This is a genomic window from Kamptonema sp. UHCC 0994 (assembly GCF_029167235.1).
Lineage (GTDB): Bacteria > Cyanobacteriota > Cyanobacteriia > Cyanobacteriales > Microcoleaceae > Kamptonema.
Window position 1 is genome coordinate 1 of record NZ_JARFTR010000073.1, and the last position, 8,410, is coordinate 8,410.

Here is an 8,410-nt window from a genome sequence, read left to right on the forward strand (position 1 = left end):
ACCGCCCAGAGGGCGGCGTTACGAAATATCTATCTTAATCATTCTCAAGGTTTAGCGTAATAAGCTTAACTCACAAACCATAAACTATTAAAGGTACATTACCATGAAATCACCTAATGAGAAATCTCTGGTAGATTCTGAAAATCAAGAGATTTCAGAGACTAATCCTGAGCTAGTAAACGAGAATTTGGTCGATCCTTCAGCCTTCAAATTGCCTGCTTCCGAACAGAGATTACCTGCTTGGCGAGTCTGGGTTCCCTTGCTGTTACAAATAGCCTTGATCGTTTCAGTCCCAGCTCAGGCAGTTTATACTCATATTACAGGGAAAACAGTTATACTCCAGACAGCGCCCGTAGACCCATACGACCTTTTACGAGGATATTCCCAAACTCTAGGCTATGACATTTCTAATCAAAATAATCTGAATCGTCTCCCTGGGTGGAAAGACTTACCAAGTGACTCAGTACCTTGTCCAGTTAATAGCACAAATTGCTCAAAATCACCACAATATTTAAAGCCAGGAACCAGTATTTATGTAATTCTGGAAGCACCTAAAACTACGAGTAATTCTGGCAGACCTAAACCTTGGAAACCAGTACGGGTTAGTATTAATAAGCTTACAAACTTGCCAGCAAATCAGGTAGCAATTAAGGGAAAATATAATGGAGGGCGCATTGAATATGGACTAGAAACTTATTATATGCCAGAAAATCGGCGGGAAGAAGTCAATGCTGATATCCGTGAAACTCAATCTCGACAACCACAGTCTTTTGTAGTCGAAACGAAAATTGATGCCGAGGGTCATGCAGTACCAGTGAGTCTATGGGTGCGCGATCGCAATTATCGCTTTTAAAAGATTCTACACCTTTTTCCTTCTTCCTTCTCTCCTAGATAAGTTAAGCCTTCTTCCTTCGGTTATACTTGCAACTGCCAGAGGGGATAGACTGGAAACAGTAACCGTTGAGACCGAAAAACCATCTTTCCCTAAAGTTTACCGGGTTTTTGCGTGTGACACTCTAAAAAGTTACACTACCGAGCTTGTGTAATTGAGCGACTGCATCTAAGCTGTAGTAACCTCCGCATATCAATTTTAATTGGGTAGTTAACTATGAAATTTCCAAATTTTGCGTCGGTATGTACCACATTACTTTTAGGCGCAACTGCGACGCTTTTCGTGAGCAACAGTGCGATCGCCGCTGAAAAAATCGTGCTCAAGTACGGCCCTTTTGCTCAGTCAGTCAAAATCAGTGACCTAGAAAATTTTGTCAAAACGGGAGAAAAAACTCCTACCCTGGCTACCATATTGCGAATTTCCAAGCAAGATGCTGATACACTTCGAGGACTAATGTCTTTAGAAATTGGAGTCAACATTGTCACTTTAGACCGGGTACTCAACAGCAAAGTCGGTGAAAATGCACTGATTGAAATTGGCAAAAGTCTTCGGACTCGTTCTCGTGCTGAAAGTCATAAAGCTTTGAGAGGCGCTGTGATTCTTTCGGCTGCGGACAATAACAAGTTATCTTTACTGGAAGTCCTCCAAAAATATCCTACATCAGAGATTGATGTGGAAGTTGGAAACATTGGCAATACTGTTGAAAAACTTAAGGGTTTATCAGGAAATCTGCAAAACCTGCTTAACACTAAGTAATTTGCCATTAGTTTAAAAGGGAACCGTCAGCATCTGGCTCGATATTTTGCCCAGAAACTTCTACTGGCTCAATATATTGGCTATCCATTAAGAATGTTCCCTTAGAAAACCGGACTCCCCAATAATTCCCTGGACGGCGATCTGCGATCGTTCCCTCTTCACCAAGGCGAATTACGTGGGGAGGCCGTAGCATGGGCATAGGTTCGGCAGTCTTAACATAGGGTGGTAAGACTGTAACTCTGACTTTCTCGCCAATAGTAAATTGTTTTTCCATTATTCTATTTGTTTTCCATCTCTAGTGGAGATTTAAGGTAAGTTGGCAAAGCCAGTTTTTTTATTGATTTTATTTTATAGCAACCGCCAAGGTGGTTAGGACATTCTGAGTTCCTGCCACATAGATTCTATTCACTTCTTCCCTAGCCCCTAGCCCCTAGCCTCTAGTCCCTAGCTATAGTTGCTATCTCGCTAAGTTACCAGCTAGCTAGTTATGTCACACTATAAGTAAAAACACGGGCAAAAAGATCGCAGGGGGTAAAGATCGTGGCTACAAGCCGTCGCGTTGAGCGCGTCAGTTCGCTGATTAAACGTGAAGTCAGCTTGCTGTTGCTCAACGGTATCAAAGATGACCGCGTAGGTGCGGGGATTGTCAGTGTTACTGACGTGAATGTTTCTGGCGACCTTCAGCACGCCAAAATCTTTGTAAGTATCTACGGTACTGATGAAGCAAAAGCAGAGGCGATGGCCGGCTTGAAGTCGGCTACTGGCTATGTGCGTAGTGAGTTGGGTCATCGGGTGGGTCTGCGGCGAACGCCGGAGGTGGTTTTTTTAGAAGACCATTCTTTGGAACGCGGCGATAAGATGCTGTTGTTGCTCAATAAGCTCTCGCAAGAGCGCAAACCTGATGACATTCTGGATGAGGAAGATTCCGCACCAGATGATGACATTAAGGTAGATGAAATCGATTAGTTTTTTGTCTGCGGGCAGGCGTAATAATTGGTAATGGCTGATGGTTGTTGGGTTATTGCCTAAAGAGCCATTAGCTATTCCCATTTTTGTATTTTCTATGTATTTTCTATGATTGAGAATCTATCTTTAGCAGAACTTGTGGCTCAAATGGTGGTGGTACGAGCTTCTGGCTACCTTTTTGACCACCAAATTCGATATCCTGAGTGGGAGCCACCTGCTAGTAAACTCCGCTATTGGTTGGAAAAACTTGGTGTTGGCGGGGTGATTTTGGTGGGAGGAAGTGCGGCGGAGTTGGCTGTGCGATCGCAATTACTCCAATCTTGGGCAAAAATCCCTCTGCTGTTGGCGGCTGATATTGAAGAAGGTGTGGGTCAACGGTTTGCAGGTGCTACTTGGTTTCCGCCACCGATGGCTATTGGTGCTGTTGCTCAGAAAGATGGAGATCAAGCTGAGTGCTATGCTGAAGAAATGGGAGCGATTACGGCGAGTGAAGCGATCGCGATCGGTTTGAATTGGGTATTAGCGCCGGTGGTGGATGTGAATAATAATCCTGATAATCCAGTGATTAATGTCCGCGCTTTTGCCGAAACGCCTGAGTTGGTAAGCCGTCTAGCTACTGCTTTCATTCGCGGGGCCCAAAAATATCCGGTTTTAACTACTGCTAAGCATTTTCCTGGTCATGGCGATACGGCGGTTGATTCTCATTTAGAATTGCCGACTCTACCTCATTCTGCTACAAGATTGGCTGAAGTTGAATTGCCTCCTTTTATTGAGGCTATTGCTGCTGGGGTGGATGCGGTGATGAGTGCTCACTTAATTATTGCGGCTTGGGATACGGAATGGCCTGCAACGCTATCGCCGAAAATTTTGACGGGTAAATTGCGCCAAGAGTTAGGTTTTGAGGGGTTGATTGTCACGGATGCTTTGGTGATGGGTGCGATCGCTAATCAGTATGGTACTGAAGTGGCGGCGGTTTTAGCAGTAGCAGCGGGTGCTGATATTTTGTTGATGCCACAAGATGCGGAGGCTACTATTCAAGCAGTGTGCATTGCTGTCGCTGAGGGCCGGATTTCGCGATCGCGCATTGAAGATTCTGTCCAACGAATTTGGCAAGCTAAAGCTAAAGTCGGCTTGTCTGTCAAAAATAGCGGAGACTGGGTGACTGGGGAAAATTTAACTTCCTCATCTCCCCCTCTCCCCATCTCCCCCTCTCCCAGTCTCCCCCTCTCCCTTCTTCCTTCTTCCTTAACTGTCTCGGCGAATATTTTGCGAGATTCTCTAAAAGTTGGTGGTTCTTTGCCTTTGCGGGTAGAATCGACCAAAAGTGGGGATAATTTACGCAATTTAGTAATTGTTGATGATGTTTTAGGTTGCGAATTTTTGGGACATCATACTCCCGCGATCGCAGTTCCCAAACAGCGAGGTTACAAACTTCAAATAATTGATGACCGTACCGAAATACAGTCCGATGAAGACTTGATATTTTCTAATAACAACCCTTGTCATCCTTCTACAGAGGGTTTTTCTCCCACATTACTGCAAGTTTTCATTCGCGGTAACTGTTTTCGAGGGAGTGCCGGTTTAACCCAAGCAGCGGGGGACTTGTTTAAAAAGTTGTTAAAAACAGGGGAACTTCAAGCTGTCGTAATTTACGGTAGTCCTTACATCCTTGAGCAATTCTTAGGGGCGTTACCGCCTTCGATTCCTTACGTTTTTTCTTACGGGCAAATGCCAGTAGCGCAAGAGATTGCTCTTGAAGCGTTGTTTGGCGGGGCTTAGGGAGGGGGATCTCTTGAGCTCTTGAGCAGGGGAGGAAATACTAAAAGAAACTGCATGATGAAATGTTAAGGGAGCACAAGAGTGCTCGCTCAGAGTTTCATCCTGTTTCTGAAATAATAATAAGAAATTTGTATCACCGTATACGGACAAAAAAAGTGTTCACTCCACTCGATATGCAGTATAGTATTACAAGTGCGGTAAATTTCTTAGGCAACCCCACGAGGGCTTATGATTCACACTACAATCCAATATTCCTTAGATGTCATCCAAGATGAAGCACGTCAACTCGTGCACGAGGGTGTCGTCAGCCGTCAACAGCCCATTTATACACTCTGCCAATACATTCCAGCTCGTGAATGGTCTTGCGTAGAGGGCGAATTAGAAAAATGTGATTTCTTGCTCAGAGACCGGATTGGCGACCTCATCGGTGCTGAGAACTGGGATAATGACTAAAGCTCTACTTCACTCTGACTCGCTTTTAACGGCGATCGGCAGAGTGTGGCGGACGCTAACATTATAATTTGAGTGTTCGTTGAGCAAACTCAAAGCAGGATAGACAACTGCTGAATCTTAAAACGCGCCCTGCTAATCTTGATTAGCGCAGCAGTTAGCTTATTGTGGAGCAGCATTAGAAAAAGTTAAGGTTGGTTCAACCTAAAGTTGCCCGATCAACCTGAAGTTGCCCATATTAACTAGAAGCAGCCGTCTGCGTAGTTTCAAACAGCAAGCAAAAACCTATTGATTGCATAACAGTCAACTACTGAATAGGTTCTATTAAACAACACTAAGACTGTTAAATAATCAAGGGTTTTAGGCAGGTAAACACTCTAAAATCCTGCGATTAGTCATCGGCGCGAAGATTTTCCAACTCAGCTCTGAGCGCGGCTACTTGTGCAGTTAATTCTTGAATCTCTAGTCGTGGGTCTGACTGTCCTGCGGGTTCAGCAGGAACCCCGATCGGAGGATCGGAAGTGACTTCAGTTTGAGCGCTATCCTGGGTGTTTTGTTGAGTGAAAATAGTATCAACAAAATTGCGGGCTTCCCTTTCAGTTAGTTCTCCTTGTTGGGCCCACTCCTCTGTAAGTTGGGTGAAGTTTTCTGATTTCAGTTTGCTGAGATTCTCATCTCGTTTTTGGGAGTCTTGCAAAGTGTCAATCACAAAGGAAGTTGCGCCCAATGTCACGCGGAATCCTTTTTGCAGCATTTGAGTTAGATTATCAGAATTCATTATCAATATTAATTTTCGCTGGAGAACAGTATCGGTTTGGATGGGGAAGAAAGTATGGCTGGGAAAGCCACTTTTTGTCTAACAACTGAATATATCAGAACAGGGTGCTGTCTGGCGATCGCGTTAGGCTTTCAGCAGCAGCGCCCCAATAATAGCCAATGTAAATTTTACCAAAACAGGCAAATCTCAGCCTACTTGTTCTAGATACTGGTTCAAATCCTCTACGATACGGGTGAGTTCGGCTTCTGTGGTAATGCGGATGCGATCGTCCCGCAGTGTAATCAAAACTTTGGCGGCGAAGGGACTCGGCCAAATATTGGGATTGCAGAAAATCTCAAGGAAGATATCTCCTGTGTAGCGATATTCCATTGGCTTGCGGGGTGTGGCTTTACCTGCGCCAGTAGATGGTTTGCTGGCTGCTGCTGCTTTGAGATTTTCCATCAAGGCTGCGATCGCAGTTTGTAATTCTCGCGCAGCTTGGGGGGTAAAACTAAAAGTGACAGAACCCTCGATTAAATTCAGCGTTAGTTGAGCAAGAGGCATAGGTCAAGAAATTTAACACACTGATTTAATGCTAAAAGATATAGTCAACTTTGCAAAAGTTTTCTACCAAAATCATGCGCTACAACCCCTAACTATTAAAAATATTCTCAACAAGCTACGAAGAAATAACCAGCTCAACTAGCTGTAGCCTTTAAATCTTAAGGGTCTTAACCTATTGTTCGCGCTATAACCTTTAAACTAGAAGCAATAGGACTTAATGGCGAATTAAGGAGATGTTATGGCTGCTGACAACCGTCCCGAAGTCCGTAAGGTTTTAATCATCACCCTGCTGCTAAATTTGCTGGTATTAGCGATCAAGGTTGTAGTGGGTTGGTTAACAGGCTCCCTCAGTTTAATGGCAGATGCCTTGCACAGTGTGACCGACAGCGCCAACAATATTTTAGGGTTGGCGGTGAATCATTTTGCGGCTCCGCAACCAGATCGTCAACATCCTTATGGACACCAGAAATATGATGCGGTGGGGGCTCTCGCGATCGCAGCTTTTCTACTAATTGCCTGCTTTGAAATTCTCAGCAGTGCAGTTGAAAGACTGGTTTCTGGTGGCAAACCTGCGAGAATATCCCCACCAGAACTATGGATGCTGCTAATTGTATTAGGAATCAATATTTTTGTTGCCTTCTACGAGCGCAAAGTTGGTCAACGCAATGGTAGTGCAATTTTGGTGGCAGATGCTCAACACACCATGAGTGATATTTGGGTGACGATGATGGTGATCGGCGGGTTGATTGGAGTATGGCAAGGTGAGGTTTGGCATTTGCCTCAATTGCAATCTCTGGATGTAATTTTAGCTTTCCCGGTAGCTTTGTTAGTATTTTACAGTGGCTGGAAAGTTTTAAAAGAAAATCTACCTTTACTCGTGGATGAAATGGCAATTCCGCCAGAAACTATTCAGGCGATCGCAATGGAAGTACCAGGAGTAGTTAACTGTCACGATATTGCTTCTCGCGGTACGATCGGTCGTCAAGTGTTTATTGAAATGCACCTGATTGTCGATGCCAAGGATGTAGAAAGTGCTCACTTAATTACAGAAGCAGTGGAAGAGCGCTTGCAAGAAAGATTCAACCCTGCTAGAATTTTGATTCATGTAGAGCCGCCTGCTTATCATTCTGACCAAATTACCTACTAGAGGAAGAGTTTAGTTAAGAAGGAAGAGGGAAGAGGGAAGTTTGATCGTAGTTAAAAGTCAATCATTTCTTTCCTGTCTTAAAATTGGTTAAGCGAAATGCTTCTTTAACCAATTATTCATTAAGTTTAACGTTAATTTAATCAAGCTTTTGACGGGGTTCGAGCCAGGGCTGTTTCATTCTCTGTAGGGGCAATCCCCCCGTGGTTGCCCCAATATCTGAAACCCCCATTCGATCGTCTGTGGAGAGGGTAGGCACGGGGGCACTACCCCTACAAAACCCTCGTTTTCCTGAGAATGAAACAGCCCTGGGGTTCGAACCCCGTCAAGTATCAAGCTCTATTACGGATTGGGTACAGGAGATGGCAAAACTGGAGCCGTTACAGGAGGTACTGCATTTGGCTCAAACTGACCAATTTGGTATCTTGCATCAATGCAAGTAGCTAATAACTGTTCTGTGGGAGACTTAAGTTCGCGGCTCAAACCAACTACACATTCAGAAAAGCGCTCTGGCAATAAGCTACGGCGGCAATGGTCGAGCACTGAGGCGATGGGGGCTCCTTGAGCTTTTGAGTTGATATCTACCACGCAAGTTGCTAGCTCATCGGGACGACGTACCCGCCTACAGTTAAATAGCGCATCCATCGCGGCGACTTTGGTTTTGGTATTGATTTGAGAAACACACATGGATACATCTCTGGGATGAAGGGCGGCGGCACAGGCTGCTGCTGCTGCTTCTGGGACAACTCCGACGGCTACCATCTCTTGAGCGCAGATGCGGTAGGAATTTTTGTTCTGATTGAATTTCCAATTCCAATTAATATTGATCGCCCCGGCTGGTGACATTGGCAGCGCCGCACTCAATAAGCTGGCAGCCGCTAGCGCCGTTGCTCCTACGGAGACCCAGTGCGGAGCTTTACGCGGTTCTATGGTGGTGAATATTTGGCTCAAAAAGCTGGAAAGATTAGAATATGGCATGGCAGATAGAGTTTATTGTTTGCAGAGGTAGATAAAATTCGGCTCACACCAAGATTATAGGAAATCGGTGAAAACCCCGTGACTTTAATACGTAACGCCGCCCTCTGGGCGGTTTCTTTACCGC

General features: G+C 44.8%; 10 protein-coding genes. 6 read left to right on the forward strand and 4 right to left on the reverse strand.

Translation table 11 applies throughout. From position 1 onward, the window contains the following. Nucleotides 1–103: 103 nt before the first annotated feature. Nucleotides 104–853 (forward strand): GDYXXLXY domain-containing protein, encoded by a 750-nt coding sequence (locus PY364_RS07360; protein ID WP_275521588.1) that lies wholly within the window; start codon nt 104–106, stop codon nt 851–853. A gap of 255 nt (nt 854–1,108) precedes the next feature. Beyond that, nucleotides 1,109–1,648, forward strand: a complete 540-nt coding sequence (locus PY364_RS07365; RefSeq protein ID WP_275521589.1) for an alpha/beta hydrolase — start codon at nt 1,109–1,111, stop codon at nt 1,646–1,648. A gap of 7 nt (nt 1,649–1,655) precedes the next feature. Here the strand turns inward: PY364_RS07365 and PY364_RS07370 are convergent, their stop codons facing one another. Beyond that, nucleotides 1,656–1,922, reverse strand: coding sequence for a regulatory protein SipA (locus PY364_RS07370; protein ID WP_275521590.1), 267 nt, complete (start codon nt 1,920–1,922; stop codon nt 1,656–1,658). Between the two features lie 266 nt (nt 1,923–2,188). Here PY364_RS07370 and rbfA point away from each other — a divergent pair, with 266 nt between their 5' ends. The 3 genes from rbfA to PY364_RS07385 all read left to right on the forward strand — a co-directional run bounded on the left by rbfA (nt 2,189) and on the right by PY364_RS07385 (nt 4,846). Continuing rightward, a complete protein-coding gene (gene rbfA, locus PY364_RS07375; RefSeq protein ID WP_275521591.1) occupies nt 2,189–2,614 on the forward strand; it encodes a 30S ribosome-binding factor RbfA in 426 nt (141 codons plus the stop codon). Nucleotides 2,615–2,722: 108 nt separating this feature from the next. Next, nucleotides 2,723–4,393 carry a glycoside hydrolase family 3 N-terminal domain-containing protein gene (locus tag PY364_RS07380; RefSeq protein WP_275521592.1) on the forward strand — a complete coding sequence of 557 codons (1,671 nt, stop codon included), beginning with the start codon at nt 2,723–2,725 and terminating at the stop codon, nt 4,391–4,393. Nucleotides 4,394–4,621: 228 nt separating this feature from the next. Next, nucleotides 4,622–4,846: a DUF4327 family protein gene (locus PY364_RS07385; protein ID WP_007354445.1), complete on the forward strand. Its 225-nt coding sequence runs from the start codon at nt 4,622–4,624 to the stop codon at nt 4,844–4,846. Between the two features lie 388 nt (nt 4,847–5,234). Here PY364_RS07385 and PY364_RS07390 read toward each other — a convergent pair whose 3' ends face one another. Beyond that, complete coding sequence (locus PY364_RS07390; RefSeq protein ID WP_275521594.1) at nt 5,235–5,621, reverse strand: hypothetical protein; 387 nt, start codon at nt 5,619–5,621, stop codon at nt 5,235–5,237. Nucleotides 5,622–5,807: 186 nt separating this feature from the next. Next, complete coding sequence (locus PY364_RS07395) at nt 5,808–6,164, reverse strand: hypothetical protein (protein ID WP_275521595.1); 357 nt, start codon at nt 6,162–6,164, stop codon at nt 5,808–5,810. Nucleotides 6,165–6,402: 238 nt separating this feature from the next. On the opposite strand from PY364_RS07395, the gene PY364_RS07400 reads away from it, so the two are divergent. After that, nucleotides 6,403–7,311 carry a cation diffusion facilitator family transporter gene (locus PY364_RS07400; RefSeq protein WP_275521596.1) on the forward strand — a complete coding sequence of 303 codons (909 nt, stop codon included), beginning with the start codon at nt 6,403–6,405 and terminating at the stop codon, nt 7,309–7,311. Between the two features lie 339 nt (nt 7,312–7,650). Here the strand turns inward: PY364_RS07400 and PY364_RS07405 are convergent, their stop codons facing one another. Then, entirely contained in the window at nt 7,651–8,286 is a 636-nt protein-coding gene (locus PY364_RS07405) for a hypothetical protein (protein ID WP_275521597.1), read from the reverse strand. Nucleotides 8,287–8,410 lie beyond the last annotated feature (124 nt).